Genomic DNA, 13863 nt, shown 5'->3' with positions numbered 1-13863 from the left:
AAGCGGAGCAGCCTTTCCACTCACTGGATCGGGACCTTCACCGTCCAGGGCCTCGATGGCCCTGGACGGTGATCCAGCAGCAAACCCCCGATACCAGCCCTCAACGCAGGCAAACGCCTTTCCATCGCCAAGCGCATCCCGCCACGCCGGCTGGGGCTCGGTTGGGCCTCCGTAGAAGATCGGCAACCCAGGCCTGCACCCTCGGCTCCGCGGGCGCTCCCGGCGCTATTTCGTTGGTTTCACTGCGTCTACGCCCGCACCGGGGCGGTGATATTCCCGATGGCGCCGATTCCATCAGCCGCTGAAATTGCGCGCGGTGACGTAGGCACGCTTCCAGTAGGGGGAGGCGAGGGAGTCGATGCGGATCTTCTTGCACGTGCTGGGGGCGTGAATGAAGCGGTTGTCGCCGATGTAGAGGCCGACGTGGCTGGCTCTATCGCTGCCGTTGTGGCTGAAGAACACGGCGTCGCCAGGCTGTAGTTCATGGCGGGCGATAGTCGCGTCGCGCCGCGCAACCATCGACCGGGTGGTGCGTGGCAGGCGCAGGTCGGCGACGCTGCGATACAGGTAGACCAGCAGGCCGCTGCAATCGAACCCGGTTTCCTCCGATTCGCCGCCCCAGCGGTAGCGCTGGCCGACGAGCTGGTGCGCGCGGGCGACGATGAGCTGGCGCGTGTCCGGATTGACGGCGCCGGGCTGGCCCGTCGGTGCCTGCTGGGCCGATGCGGGCGCGTAGCGGCGCCACTGCGGGATACCGAGGTCATCGGCGTGGGCGAGGGGAACGATCAGCACGAGAAGTAAAAGAGCGATAAACCAATGAAGAGCACGCATTTCGGAACATTACGGGGTGAAGGTTGAGTCGTGGCGCAATCCTTCTGCTGGCAAGCCTGCACCGGGTCCTGGTCCGCGCGGACGAGGGAGGCATGGGTGATGCAGGGCTGGCCGCTACTTCCCTGGTAGCTGCTGGGGCTCTCCAGTATTCGTGCCGGCCAGGGCAGGCCGTGGCGGCGGGGCAGGTGCGGGATCGGTGAAGGGACGCTGGCAGAAAGCACGGAGCCCCCGGGCGTGGGTTATTCCTGGCGATGCGGTTAGGATTTCGTGTATCGGCCTTGGAACTTTCGCCGGCGCGGCGGTCTGAGGTGTCAATCTGCCATTGATCAGCCAGGGAGGCTGTATGAAGGGTGTTCTCGTTGCTGTTCCGCTGCTGTTCTGCGCCGCCTGGGCGCAGGCGGATACGATCTACAAATGCGTCGATGCGCAGGGCAAGGTGACTTTCACCAAGCAGGCCTGCCCCAACGGCGGCAACGCCGGCGTCGAGCTGAACGTGGAGAACCGCCGGCCCAGTGGCGGCGGCGAGGGGGCGGTGATGGCGCAGCCGGCGCTTCAGGCGCCGGCTACGGATTACGCCCCGGCGGGGGCCTATCCGGCGCAGCAGCCGGCGGCCCCGGCCCCGGCGCCGGCCGGCGGCACGCGGGTGACCGTGGTGGGCGGCTCGGAGGAGCGGCCGGGCTGCTCCACCGGGCTTTCCGAGCGCGACCTGCGGACCGCCATGGTGCGCAAGGAGATCGTCCCGGGCATGAGCCGCAAGGAAATCGAGAGCATGTTCGGCACCCCGAGCAAGCAGGCCAGCGCCCACGGCGCCGGCAGCAGCACCTACTGGAACGACAAGTACCTGAACTTCTTCAGCATCAACTACGACGCCAATGGCTGCGTGGTGAACAGCTACCAGTCCGGTTCATCTCAATAAGTCGGGTTTATCGAGGTGGAGACAGCAAGCGCTCGACCTCGATTGCCAGCTTTGTATCCGGACTGGAGATTCTCAGGCTTCTGGCCTGAAACTCGCCAAGGATCGGCAATGATCTCGACAGATATTGCCCTTTGACCGAAACGGAAAGCAGGGCACCTCGCTCTGCATTCAGGAAACCGGCCAGTGAAGTTGCACAAGGATCGGTCAGTTCGACCTGTACATAGGCATGCCGCTCAAGGTCGTGTGATACCTCGGAGCGTTTGACGCATTCTCGTGTCAGCAGATAGCTGCGATTCTCGACACTGAACAGAACCCCTTCTTCAGCTGTGCTGGCGCAGGCCGCAACCAGAAACATTGCGGAAAGCAGGATGGTCTTTTTCATCTCGGTATTCCCTAACGAACGGTAATGGCAATCACTTGCCCGATGCTGTGGCTTCTGAACCTGATCCGAGATACACAGACGCAGATGCCGCTGGTGAAATTGTGTGTTCCCGGGCCAACGACGATATCGCTCATTTCAGTGCCTCCCTGGAAATAGCGAATCTCGGCGTCGAAGGTCGAACTGCCTGAAATAGTTTCGAATTCGACTTTGTAAGAGAGTGGGCCCCCCATCTGTTCGCCGATGACTATCCAGGGTCCCCAGGCCCGCGCCGGCGGAGCCCAGCCTTCCAATTGGTTCATGGACGTCTCCTTTTGCTGTTCTGAAGCCAAGGAGCCGAAAATGACATGTCGTTTGCTTTTGTCATGCCTTGCAGCATTGCATCCGATTATTCGCTTTTTATCTCGGATGGCCGGGGACTAGGCGCTGTAGGAATTGCTGTCGGGAACGCTAATTCCTCCGCCGGCTCTCCACTTCCTTGGTCGGCAGTGTCCTGTGCTCAGGGGCTCGGTAAGGCTGTGGATCGAATCGCAACAGTGCACCGCCTCGCAATGACGGCCACACTACCGACTAAGGGACGATAGCCGCGGCCGGCAAATGGTCGCCTAATGGCCCTGACAACAATAATTCAGGGCCTGCGCCAACCCGGGTGTTCCACGGGGCGGGCGATGGCTGGAGAGGTGCCCTCATGGACCCGACGCGTTCGCGTATCTTCCTCGTTCTTTCCCTGCAGACCACCGGCCTTCTCGCGCTGTTCATCGCCCAGTCGCTGGGCGGCTGGCCGCTGTCGCTGTGCCTGCTGCTCGGTTTCGCGTTGCTCTGGCTGCCCTGGTTCGTCGGCCAGCGGCGCAGCCTGCCCGGCGTATCCGCCGCCGCGCCGGAGCTGGCCGCGCTGACCCGCGACCTGTCGCACAGCACCAGCCACAATGCGCTGTCCGCCGCCGGCGTGTCCTACTCGGTGCAGCGCCTGGTGGAGCGCCTGGAGTCGCAACTGGCGGCGGCCGAGCAGATCGTCGGCAGCGCCGAGGTGATGATTCACACCGAGCGCGCCACCTCTTCCCTGGCGCGCCAGGCCATGGACGCCGCCACCCAGGCCCGCGCCGGCAGCGATGTCGGGCGCAGCGAGCTGCAGCAGGCCATCGCCCGCATGCACCAGCTCAGCGGCCGCGCCGGTGAAAGCCGCGCGCTGATCGAGGCGCTGAGCCAGCGCAGCGAGGACATCCAGCGCGTCACCCAGGTGATCCAGTCGATCGCCAGCCAGACCAACCTGCTGGCCCTCAACGCCGCCATCGAGGCGGCCCGCGCCGGCGAGCACGGCCGCGGCTTCGCGGTGGTCGCCGACGAGGTGCGCGGGCTGGCTGCGCGTACCGCCGAGGCCACCGAGGAGGTGGGGCAGATGGTCGAGGACATCCAGCAGCGCACCGCCCAGGTCGCCGAGCAGATCCTCCAGTTGGCCGCCGACCTCGACGAAGGCGTGGCCCAGGTGGAGCGCACCGGCGGGCAGCTGGAAGGCATCGCCGGGCTGGCCGCTGGCGTCGAGCGGCAGATCACCGAGATCGCCGAAGGCGCGGAGATCAACCGCCACCAACTGGACAACCTGTTCGCCGCGGTGGAGCGCATGCGCGCCGACATCCGCGTCAGCGACGAGCAGACCCACCGCCTGGCCGACGCCGCCGTGCACCTGGAGGCCCAGGCCGAGGCCATCAGCGAGCGCCTGGCCGAAGTGGGCCTGGACGATTACCACCAGCGCGTCTACGACCTGGCCCGCGAAGGTGCATCGAGCATAGGCGCGCGCTTCGCCGCCGACCTGGAGGACGGGCGGATTTCCGCCGAGGACCTGTTCGACCGCCACTACCAGCCGATCCCGGGCACCGAGCCGCAGAAGTACAGCACGCGCTTCGACCGCTACACCGACGAGGTGCTGCCGAAGATCCAGGAAGACCTGCTGCAGCGCCACGAGGGCCTGGTGTTCGCCATCGCCTGCACCGCCGAGGGCTACGTGCCGACGCACAACCGCGCCTTCGCACAGGCACCGACCGGCGACCCCGAGGTGGACCGCCTGAAGAGCCGCAGCAAGCGCCTGTTCGACGACCGCACCGGGATCCGCTGCGGCAGCCACCAGCAGGCGCTGCTGTTGCAGACCTACTGCCGTGACACCGGCGAGCAGATGCACGACCTGTCGGTGCCGATCTTCGTCAACGGCCGCCATTGGGGCGGCTTGCGCCTGGGCTACCGGCCCGAGAGCATGCCGTTGAGCGAGACGCCGGCGCTGCGCAGCCCAGGCCGGCGCGAGGCCGCCTCGGCCCGGTGAGAGCCGGGGGAAGCAAAAAAGGCCGTGCATCCGAGGATGTGCGGCCTTTTCGTTTGAGTCAGGGCGGAGCGGATCTCATCCGCGAATCGCGCCGGGATGTCCGGCTATCGCGGACAGAGTCCGCTCCTACGGCGTCCAGGACGCATGGCTTTTCGTAGGAGCGAGCACCTCGGGGCGCGCAGGGGAATGGAATGGGGCACCGTAGGGCGCATAACCGTTCGCGGTTATCCGCCGTCGGCGTTATGCGCCCCACACATTGTAGGAGCAATTGTCTTGCCGGCTACGCCGAGGTGCTTTTCGTAGGATGGGTTGAGCTTGCGAAACCCATGCAGTTGGGGGTGATGGGTATCGCTTCGCTCAACGCCATCCTACGACGGCTCGCGAATGGGGGCCGCTCGTGCCACCGGGGCGCGAGACCCGCCGCGACGTCAGAACCGCTTCGTCGCCCGCGCCACCACGGTTGCCGTGCAGATGTCCTTGAAGCCCTGCCAGTTGAAGCATTCGCTCTGCGACAGGTCGGTGTCGATGTAGCTCAGCGACCAGTCGATGCCGGCGAACTCCCTGTCCAGGCGCGCCTCCCATTCGTGGTAGGTGCTGCGGGTGCCGCCGTCGCCGGCGAGGTACAGCGGGTCCTTGGCGTCGTTGCGGCCGTAGCGCAGCTTGGCCTGGAACCCCGCCGGCAGCTCGAAGCCGTAGCCGACGTAGCTGTAGAGCTGGCTCTGGTCCTTGCCGAAGTAGGTGGTGATGTCCTTGGAGTAATAGCTGGCCAATTCGAAGCCGTAGGCGTTGAGGACGGCGTAGACCTCGCTCTGGTTGAACTGGCCTTCCTTCGGGTAGCGGTACTGGATGTAGCCCAGGTCCAGGCTCACCGCGTCGGTGGCCTGCCAGTACCAGCCGGCGTAGTAGTCCAGCTCCTGGCGCGTCTTCAGGTCGTAGCCGAAGTCGACGTTGGAACTCCATACGCCCAGGTACAGGCCGCTGCTGTGCTGCAGGGTGGCGGCGGCCTGGATGGCCGGGTCGTTCTGCGTCTGCGAGATGCCGCGGGTGCGGTAGTCGCTGGCCAGGGTGGCCTCCAGGTCGACCGAGAAGTTCTCGCTCAGCTCCACCGCGTGGCTGGCGGTGAAAGGCGCGCAGGCGAGCGCCGCGCCGAGGACGAGTGCTTTGTATTTCATGGACTTACCCTTTGTTGTGGTTGTGTGGGCAGGAAAAAGCCCGCGCAGCCCCCTCCCGCCGGCGAGCCGGGAAGCGAAGGGGAAGGGGTGGCGGGAAGGGCCGGGCTTCAGCCCGGCAGTGGAGCGAACGGCGTCAGAGCGCTTCCTGGCCGTCGGCGCGGTAGACCTCGCGGCCGCCGAACAGGGTGTGCAGCACCTTGGCCTCGCCCAGTTCGGCGTCGGGGACGCTGAACAGGTCGCGGTCGAGCACAACCAGGTCGGCCTGCTTGCCGGGGGCCAGGCTGCCGATCTTCTCACCCAGGCCGATGGCCTTCGCGGCATTGGCGGTGTACGCGTAGAACATGGCCTGGCGGTCGATGCGCTGCTCCGGGTTGAGCACGCCCTTCGGGCCCTGGCGCGTCACCGCCTGGTACATGGCCTTCAGCGGGTCGGGGGTGGACACCGGCCAGTCGCTGGCCCCGGCGATGGTGGCGCCGGCGTCCAGCAGCGACTTGGCCGGGTACATGTAGCGGAAGGCGTCGTCGGCGATGTAGGGCTTGACCAGGTCGAGGGTGTAGTCCTCGGCGGTGGCCCAGTCCAGCTGCATCGAGGCGATCACGCCCAACTGCTTGAAGCGCGGGAAGTCCGCGGGGTTGACCAGTTGCAGATGGGTGATGGAGTGGGTGACGCCGCTTTGCCGGTCCTTGCGCGCCTGGGCGATGCCGTTGAGCGATTCGCGCACCGCGCGGTCGCCGATGGCGTGAATGTGCACGAGCCAGCCGCGGGCGTCGGCGGCGCTGACCAGCTCGCCGAAGTGCCGCGGGTCGAGCAGCAGCTCGCCGGGCTTGTGCAGGTTGCTGTAGTTCTCCAGCAGCGCGGCGGACTGCGCCGGGTATTCCAGCACGCCGTCGGCGAACACCTTGATGCCCGGCAGGCTCAGGTTGGGGATGCCCTGGAACTGCTGGCGCACCTTGTCGATCACCGCCAGGTCCGCCGGGCGGCTCTTCGGGTTGACCACCAGCAGCGCGGCGACGTGGGCGCTGAGCCGGCCCTGTTGCGCCAGGTCGCGGTACACCGGCAGCACGCCGACGGTGCGTTCCGTGGGCTTGATGTCGAACAGCGCCTGGCCCGGGCTGCCGTTGGCCGCCGGGTCCATCCAGGCTGTGATGCCCAGGCTGTTGTTGTATTGCACGGCGGCCAGGCCGGCGCGGTCGAGGGTCTGCTGGTCGGCGGCGGGCATGGCCGCGGCGACGCGGTCGAAGCCGGAGTCGACGACGAAGCCGCTGGGGGTGAAGTCCGGCGCGTGGCCGATGTTCTGCTGCTCGGTGGCCGGCAGCGAGCGCACCAGCGCCGCGTCCAGCCTGGCGCGGCGCAGCATGGCGGCGTTGGCCCAGGCGGTGTGGTGGTCGCTGCCGATGAGCACGATGGGCACCTGCGCCCATTCGCCGGCATTGAAAATCTTCGCCAGCCCCTCGGCCTGGGACCAGTAGCTGGAGTGCATGCCGTTCAGCACCAGGATGTCGCCGACCCGGGCCTTGCCGTTGTCGCGGGCCTCGCGCAAACGCTGCGCCAGTTCGTCGAGGCCGACCTGCTCGTCCTCCATGCTCGCGGCGATCAGCTCCAGGCCGCCGAAGATGGCGTGCGAGTGGCTGTCGATGAAACCGGGCATCAGCAGCTTGCCGCCCAGGTCCACCTGGCGGCTGTGGGCGTCGGCGAGGGCGCGCACTTCCTGGTCGCTGCCGACCTTCAGCACCTTGTCGCCGGCGATGGCCAGCGCCTGTTGCAGCGGCTGCCCGGGCTCGGCGGTGAAGACCTTGGCGTTGTACAGGATCAGGTCGGCGGTTTGTGCGTGGGCTTCCAAAGTGCCCAGTGCGATTGCGACAGCGAGTGCGCCCTTGATGAGCCTTCGCATGCTTCCCCCTTGCTTGGTGGTTGATTTTTATTGGTCTGGGCAAGAGGCTAATGGCCCGGGGCTATTTCCCGAAAGCCAGTCACTGGCACAAGACTTGTGAAAATCTGGAAAGAATATGGACAGGTTCAGCAGCCTCGCCCTCTTCGTCGCCTGCGCCGAGACCGGTAGTTTCAGCCGCGCCGCCGAGCAACTGGGCAAGACGCCCTCGGCGGTGACCAAGGCCATCGGCCAACTGGAGGCCAGCCTCGGCGCGCGCCTGTTCGAGCGCACCACCCGCAGCATGGCCCTGACCGAGGCCGGGCAGCTGTACCTGGACAGCGCCCGCGAGGTGTTGGCGCGCATGCACGAGACCGCCGAGGAGATCGGCCAGCTGCAGCACAGCCTGCGCGGCAGCCTGCGGATCACCGCGCCGCTGGCCTTCGGCGCGGCCTTCCTCAATGACGTCTGCGCCGACTTCCTCATCCAGCACCCGCAACTGCGCCTGCAGGTGGACCTCAGCGACAGCTACGTCGACCTGCTCGATGGCCGCTACGACCTGGCCCTGCGCCTGGGCCACAGCAACCTGCCGGGGCTGATCGTGCGGCCGCTGGTGGAGAACCGCCTGGTGCTCTGCGCCAGCCCCGAGTACCTGGCGCGCCGCGGCGAGCCGCTGCACCCGCTGGAACTGGCCGAGCACGACCGCCTGACCTACTGGCACCCGGCGCTGGACACCCGCTGGTGGCTGGAGCGCGACGGTGAACGCTTCTCCATCCTGCGCGAGGGGCGCCTGAGCAGCGACAATCACGAACTGCTGCTGGCCGCCTGCCTGAAGGGCAGGGGCCTGATGCCCTGCCCGCTGTGGAGCGTCCAGCCCTACCTGCGCGACGGGCGCCTGCGCAGCGTGCTGGAGGACTACCACTTCGACCCCGACGCCTTCGGCCAGCGCATCCTCGCCGTCTACCCCAGCCACAGGCGCGCCACGCGCAAGATCCTCGCCTTCATCGAGCACCTGGAAGAGGCCCTGTGCCAACTGGGCATCGAGGCCTAGCGCCCGCGGAAGCGCCCCGGCGGCACGCCCTTCCAGCGCTTGAAGGCGTGGATGAAGTTGGACACCTCGCCATAGCCCAGGCGCTCGGCGATCTCTTCCAGGCGGATGGCGCCGGTGCCCAGCAGTTCCTCGGCCAGGGCCTGGCGCACCTCGTCGAGCAGGGCGCGGTAGCTGCTGCCCTCGTCCTGCAGGCGACGGCGCAGGGTGCGCGAGGTCATGTGCAGTTCTTCCGCCACCTGCTCCATGTCCGGCAGGCGCCCGGGCGTGCGCAGCAGGCGGTCGCGGATGCGCCCGGCCAGGCCGCCCAGTTCCTGGCGGCGGGCCAGCAGTGCGCGGCACTCTTCCTCGCAGTGCCGCGCCACCTGCGGGTTGGCGCCGGGCAGCGGCAGGTCGAGGGCGGTGCTGGCGAAGACGATGCGGTTGGCGGGCTGGCCGAACGCCGGTTCCACGCCTAGTTCGGCCAGGTACAGGCTGCTGTCGGCAGGCCGGGGACGGCGGAATTCGGCGCGCAGGATCGGCAGCGGGCGCCCGGTGAGGTCGCGCTGGATGCGCAGCACGCCGCCCAGGTCGCGTTCGCAGGCGAAGGCGCGAACGTCCTCCGGCACGCCGCTGTCGTCCAGCAGCAGGTGGGCCTCGGCGCCGTCCTCCAGCAATTCCAGGCGGGTGAACACGTAGGTCAGCCCCAGGTAGCGCAGGCCGAGCAGGGCGGCGCTGCGGAAGGTCGGGCTGCTGAGCAGGGCGAAACCCCAGATGCCGTAGGTGTTCAGGTGGTAGCGCAGGCCGGTCTGCAGGCCGCTGCCGGCGGGCAGCCGTTGCGCCAGGTTGCGCAGCACCTGCAGCTCGCAGGCGGCGTCGATCTCGCGGGCCGGGTCGGCGAGCACCGCCAGGTCCAGGCCGCTGCCGTGCAGGCAGTCCTCCAGCGCCAGGCCATGGTCGAGGCCGAACTGGGTGAGCAGTTGCACGCTCAGGGCGCTGCGGCGGCTGGGCCGGGGCTGGTCGGGCATCGCGGGCTCCGTCTTGTCCGGAAATCACAATTTAATGTCCGACTATGCCATAAACCGGCGCCGCCGGCGGCACTAGCCTATGCTCATCCGCCAGCGCGGCGGATGACGGCAGGCCCCGCGCGGCCGCCGTCCAGCCAAACCGGGAGCACAACAATGCACAATACTTCCCGTGATCCGGCACCCTTGCGCGTGCTGATCATCGGCGCCGGCTTCGGCGGCCTGGGCCTGGCCGTCCGCTTGCAACAGGCCGGCATCCACGACTACCTGATCCTCGAAAAGGCCGCCGACGTCGGCGGCGTGTGGCGCGAGAACAGCTATCCCGGCGCTGCCTGCGACGTGCCTTCGCACCTGTATTCCTTCTCCTTCGAGCCCAAGGCCGACTGGAGCCGCAAGTTCGCCCCGCAGGGGGAAATCCTCGACTACCTGCGCCACTGCGCCGACAAGTACGGCCTGCGCGAGCGCATCCGCTTCGGCTGCGAGGCGGTGGATGCCAGCTTCGACGAGGCTGCCGGAGAATGGCAGGTGTGCTGCGCCGACGGCCAGACGCTGCGCGCCCGCGCCCTGGTCTGCGCCACCGGCCAGCTGAGCCGGCCGCTGTACCCGCGCATCGCCGGGCTCGACGGCTTCAAGGGCGTGGCCTTCCACTCGGCGCGCTGGGACCACCGCGCCGACCTGCGCGGCAAGCGCGTGGCGGTGATCGGCACCGGCGCCAGCGCCATCCAGTTCGTTCCGCGTATCGCCCCGCAGGTGGCCGAGCTGCTGCTGTTCCAGCGCAGCGCGCCCTACGTGATCGCCAAGCCGGACCGCCCCTACGCCGCCTGGGAGCGCCGCCTGAAGGCGCGCCTGCCCTGGCTGCAGCGCCTGGACCGTGGCCTCAAGTATCTGCAGCACGAGGCGCGGGTGCTGGCCTTTTCCACCTTCCCGCCGCTGATGAAGTTCATGCAGCTGAGCTTCCGCCTGAACCTGCGTCGCGGCATCGCCGACGCGCAGCTGCGCCGGCGGCTGATCCCGGACTACCCGCTGGGCTGCAAGCGCATCCTTATCAGCAATGACTACTACCCGGCGCTGGCGCGGGACAACGTGCGGGTGATCGACACCAGCATCGAGCGGGTGACCGAGGACGCCGTCGTCACCCGCGACGGCCAGCGCCACCCGGTGGACGCCATCGTCTTCGGCACCGGCTTCGCCGCCACCGAGTTCCTCGCCCCGTTGCGCGTCCAGGGCCTGGGCGGGCGCTGGCTGGAGCAGGCCTGGGCCGAGGGCGCCGAGGCCTACAAGGGCATCAGCGTCGCCGGCTTCCCCAACCTGTTCATCCTCTACGGGCCGAACACCAACCTGGGGCACAACTCCATCGTCTACATGCTGGAGAGCCAGTTCCCCTACGTGCTGGCCTGCCTGCGCCACCTGGACCGCCAGGGACTGCGCTACCTGGATGTGAAGCCCGAGGTGCAGCGCGCCTACAACCAGGCCCTGCAGCACGGCCTGCAGCACACCGTGTGGGAGAGCGGCTGCGACAGCTGGTACAAGACCGCCGCCGGCCGCAACACCAACAACTGGCCGGGCTTCACCTTCCGCTACCGCCAACAGACCCGCCAGCCGGAGTTCGCCGACTATGAATGCGCCCGTTGAGTTCGCACCGCCCGTTTCCACCTCGCAACGCCTGCTCAGCGGCCTGCTGCGCGGCACCCTGCGCCTGCTGTTCCGCGGGCTGATGCGCCCGTCGATCCCGGTGCCGATGCAGCGCCGGGTGCTGAATGCGCTCACCGCCGCGACCCTGACCCCGCGCGGTGTGCAGCGCAGCGCGGAAGTCATCGCCGGGGTGCCCTGCGAATGGCAGCGCGCGGGCCAGGGCGAAGGCCGCACGCTGCTCTACCTGCACGGCGGCGCCTACCTGGTGGGCTCGCCGGCCACGCACCGGGCGATCACCGCCAACCTGGCGCGCCTGGGCCGCCTCGACGTGTGCGCGGCGGACTACCGCCTGGCCCCGGAACACCGCTTCCCGGCGCCGCTGGAGGATGCCCTGGCGGTGTACCAGGCGCTGCTGGCGCGCGGCCAGGACCCGGCGCGGCTGGCCGTGGCCGGGGATTCGGCCGGCGGCCACCTGACCCTGCAACTGGCTGTGGCGCTGAAGGAGCGCGGCCTGCCGCTGCCCGGCGCGCTGGTGGTGTTCTCGCCGGTCACCGACGTCAGCTGCACCCAGTGGCACCAGCCAAAGGCCGGCGACCCGCTGATCAGCCGCGCCTGGGTGGAAAGCGCCATCGCGATGTTCTGCCCGCCCGGCGTGGCGCGCGACTCGGCGCAGCTGTCGCCGCTGTTCGCCGACCTGGCCGGGCTGCCGCCGCTGCTGATCCAGGTCGGCGAGGACGAAGTGCTGCGCAACGACAGCCTGCGCCTGGCCGGCGCGGCGCGTAAGCGGGGAGTGGACGTCACCCTGCAGCGCTACCGCGACTGCTGGCACGTGTTCCAGGCCCACGCCGGGGTGCTGCGCATCGCCGACCAGGCCCTGGGCGAGGTGGCGGGCTTCCTCGGCCGGCACCTCGGGGGAGGGCGCTGATGCACAGCATCCTCATCACCGGCGCGGCCTCCGGCATAGGCGCGGCCAGCGCGCGGCTGTTCCATGCCCGCGGCTGGCGCGTCGGCCTGCTGGACCTGAACGCCGAGGCATTGGCCGGGCTCGCCGCCGAACTGGGCGGCGCCTGGCAGCGGGCGCTGGACGTGACCGATGCGGCGGCGGTGCGCGAGGCGCTGGCGGACTTCGTCGGCGCCGGCGATGGTCGCCTGCGCCTGCTGTTCAACTGCGCCGGCATCCTGCGTTTCGGCCGCTTCGAGGAAATTCCCGCGCAGGACCACGCCCGCCTGCTGGCGATCAACGTCCAGGGCCTGCTCAACTGCTGCCATGCCGCCTTCGAGCACCTCAAGGCCACCCCCGGCGCCCAGGTGCTGAACATGGGCTCGGCCTCGGGGCTGTATGGGGTGCCGGAGATGGCCACCTACTCGGCCTCGAAGTTCGCCGTGCGCGGCTTCACCGAGGCGCTGGAGCTGGAGTGGCGGCGCCATGGCATCCGCGTCGCCGACCTGATGCCGCCCTTCGTGCGCACGCCCATGGTCACCAGCCAGGGCTACGAGCCGCCGGTGCTGCGCCGCCTGGGCGTGCGCCTGAAGGCCGAGGACATCGCCGCGGCGGCCTGGCGCCAGGCCCACAGCGACAAGGTGCACCGGCCCATCGGCGCGCTGTTCCGGGCGATGTACTGGTCCGGCCAGCTGTCGCCGCCGGCTCTCAACCGCTGGGTGATGGGCTGGCTCAGCCGCGAGTGACGGAAAGGGGCTTGCACCCATGGGGTGCAGCCCGGATGCTGTAGGGCTGGTCCGCGGCCGTAGGAAGTCGGCCGCCTTTCCCTTCGCCCGCCGCAAGGAAGCCGCCATGCCCTTCGCCTATTTCTGCCTGGCCCTGTCGATGCTGCTGGTCGGCGGCAACATCGCCATCGGCAAGCTGGTGCTGGAAGAGCTGCCCGTCTACCTGTTCGCCCTGCTGCGCTTCCTCATCGCCAGCCTGGTGCTGTTGCCCGGCCTGGCCCTGCCGCGGGTGCGCGCGGGGCTGGATAGCGGCGCCTGCCGCGGGCTGTTCCTGCAGGCTTTCTTCGGCTGCTTCCTGTTCAGCCTGTGCATGCTGCATGGCGTGCAACTGACTTCGGCGACCAGCGCCGGCATCATCACCAGCGCCACGCCCAGCGTCATCGCCCTGCTGGCCTGGCTGTGGCTGCGCGAGCGCCTGGAGCTGCGCGGCCTGCTGGCCATCGCCCTGGCGGTGCTGGGCATCGCCGCGCTGAACCTGCTGGAGCGCCCGGCGGGCGGCCAGAGCGGCGTGCCGGGCAATGCCCTGGTGCTGGGCGCCGTGCTCGCCGAGGCGCTGTTCGCCATCTACTCGCGGCGCCTGTCGCTGCACCTGCACCCCTGGACCATGGCCCTGGGCGTCAACCTCGCCGGGCTGCTGTTGTTCCTGCCCCTGGCGCTGCCCGAGGCGCGGGCGCTGGACTGGCGCGCGGTGCCGACGGCGACCTGGGGCTGGACGCTGTTCTACGCCCTGAGCGCCAGCGTGCTGTCGTTCCTGCTGTGGTACCGCGGCATCTCCCGGGTGCCGGCCAGCACCGCCGGGTTGTTCACCGGGCTGATGCCGGTGGGCTCGGCGCTGGTCGGCGTGAGCCTGCTGGGCGAGCGTTTCGGCGCCAGCCACGCCCTGGGCATGGCCCTGGTGCTGGCGGCCCTGCTGCTGGCGACGCGCCCCGCGGCGCTGCCGCCCGTCGCCGCCGAACGTACCGACTGACCGGTAGGGCG

General features: G+C 68.8%; 13 protein-coding genes. 7 read left to right on the top strand and 6 right to left on the bottom strand.

Going from position 1 to position 13863, the window contains the following annotated elements; translation table 11 throughout:
* Window positions 1-294: 294 nt before the first annotated feature.
* Window positions 295-831 carry a C40 family peptidase gene (locus tag M8R19_RS04360; protein WP_249917131.1) on the bottom strand — a complete coding sequence of 179 codons (537 nt, stop codon included), beginning with the start codon at window positions 829-831 and terminating at the stop codon, window positions 295-297.
* A gap of 343 nt (window positions 832-1174) precedes the next feature.
* Between M8R19_RS04360 and M8R19_RS04355 the strand changes: the two genes are divergently transcribed.
* Window positions 1175-1747: a DUF4124 domain-containing protein gene (locus tag M8R19_RS04355; RefSeq protein ID WP_074983614.1), complete on the top strand. Its 573-nt coding sequence runs from the start codon at window positions 1175-1177 to the stop codon at window positions 1745-1747.
* A gap of 7 nt (window positions 1748-1754) precedes the next feature.
* Here M8R19_RS04355 and M8R19_RS04350 read toward each other — a convergent pair whose 3' ends face one another.
* Both M8R19_RS04350 and M8R19_RS04345 read right to left on the bottom strand, forming a co-directional pair.
* Window positions 1755-2129: a hypothetical protein gene (locus tag M8R19_RS04350; RefSeq protein ID WP_249917130.1), complete on the bottom strand. Its 375-nt coding sequence runs from the start codon at window positions 2127-2129 to the stop codon at window positions 1755-1757.
* An 11-nt stretch (window positions 2130-2140) separates the two neighbouring features.
* Complete coding sequence (locus tag M8R19_RS04345; protein WP_069866230.1) at window positions 2141-2428, bottom strand: colicin Z C-terminal domain-related protein; 288 nt, start codon at window positions 2426-2428, stop codon at window positions 2141-2143.
* A gap of 386 nt (window positions 2429-2814) precedes the next feature.
* Between M8R19_RS04345 and M8R19_RS04340 the strand changes: the two genes are divergently transcribed.
* The gene (locus tag M8R19_RS04340; protein ID WP_074983617.1) at window positions 2815-4437 is read left to right on the top strand and encodes a methyl-accepting chemotaxis protein; all 1623 of its coding nucleotides are present in this window, start codon (window positions 2815-2817) and stop codon (window positions 4435-4437) included.
* A gap of 428 nt (window positions 4438-4865) precedes the next feature.
* On the opposite strand, the gene M8R19_RS04335 is transcribed toward M8R19_RS04340, so the two are convergent.
* Entirely contained in the window at window positions 4866-5609 is a 744-nt protein-coding gene (locus M8R19_RS04335; protein WP_249917129.1) for a TorF family putative porin, read from the bottom strand.
* 133 nt (window positions 5610-5742) lie between these two features.
* Window positions 5743-7500: an amidohydrolase gene (locus tag M8R19_RS04330; protein WP_249917128.1), complete on the bottom strand. Its 1758-nt coding sequence runs from the start codon at window positions 7498-7500 to the stop codon at window positions 5743-5745.
* 115 nt (window positions 7501-7615) lie between these two features.
* Here M8R19_RS04330 and M8R19_RS04325 point away from each other — a divergent pair, with 115 nt between their 5' ends.
* Window positions 7616-8527, top strand: coding sequence for a LysR family transcriptional regulator (locus M8R19_RS04325; protein ID WP_249917127.1), 912 nt, complete (start codon window positions 7616-7618; stop codon window positions 8525-8527).
* On the opposite strand, the gene M8R19_RS04320 is transcribed toward M8R19_RS04325, so the two are convergent.
* Window positions 8524-9531 carry an AraC family transcriptional regulator gene (locus M8R19_RS04320; RefSeq protein WP_249917126.1) on the bottom strand — a complete coding sequence of 336 codons (1008 nt, stop codon included), beginning with the start codon at window positions 9529-9531 and terminating at the stop codon, window positions 8524-8526. The two genes, M8R19_RS04325 and M8R19_RS04320, sit on opposite strands and share 4 nt — an antisense overlap.
* A 153-nt stretch (window positions 9532-9684) precedes the next feature.
* Between M8R19_RS04320 and M8R19_RS04315 the strand changes: the two genes are divergently transcribed.
* The 4 genes from M8R19_RS04315 (at window position 9685) to M8R19_RS04300 (ending at window position 13852) form a co-directional block, all read left to right on the top strand.
* Window positions 9685-11160, top strand: coding sequence for a flavin-containing monooxygenase (locus M8R19_RS04315; RefSeq protein ID WP_249917125.1), 1476 nt, complete (start codon window positions 9685-9687; stop codon window positions 11158-11160).
* Window positions 11144-12085 (top strand): alpha/beta hydrolase, encoded by a 942-nt coding sequence (locus tag M8R19_RS04310; RefSeq protein WP_249917124.1) that lies wholly within the window; start codon window positions 11144-11146, stop codon window positions 12083-12085. Before M8R19_RS04315 ends, M8R19_RS04310 begins: the two co-directional genes overlap by 17 nt.
* Window positions 12085-12846 (top strand): SDR family oxidoreductase, encoded by a 762-nt coding sequence (locus M8R19_RS04305; RefSeq protein WP_249917123.1) that lies wholly within the window; start codon window positions 12085-12087, stop codon window positions 12844-12846. The genes M8R19_RS04310 and M8R19_RS04305 overlap by 1 nt, the downstream gene beginning before the upstream one ends.
* 106 nt (window positions 12847-12952) lie before the next feature.
* On the top strand, window positions 12953-13852 hold the full coding sequence (locus tag M8R19_RS04300; protein ID WP_249917122.1) for a DMT family transporter: 900 nt from the start codon (window positions 12953-12955) through the stop codon (window positions 13850-13852).
* Window positions 13853-13863 lie beyond the last annotated feature (11 nt).

Source organism: Pseudomonas sp. R3.Fl (assembly GCF_023516765.1).
Lineage (GTDB): Bacteria > Pseudomonadota > Gammaproteobacteria > Pseudomonadales > Pseudomonadaceae > Pseudomonas > Pseudomonas citronellolis.
This window is presented reverse-complemented; position numbering and strand designations above follow the sequence as displayed.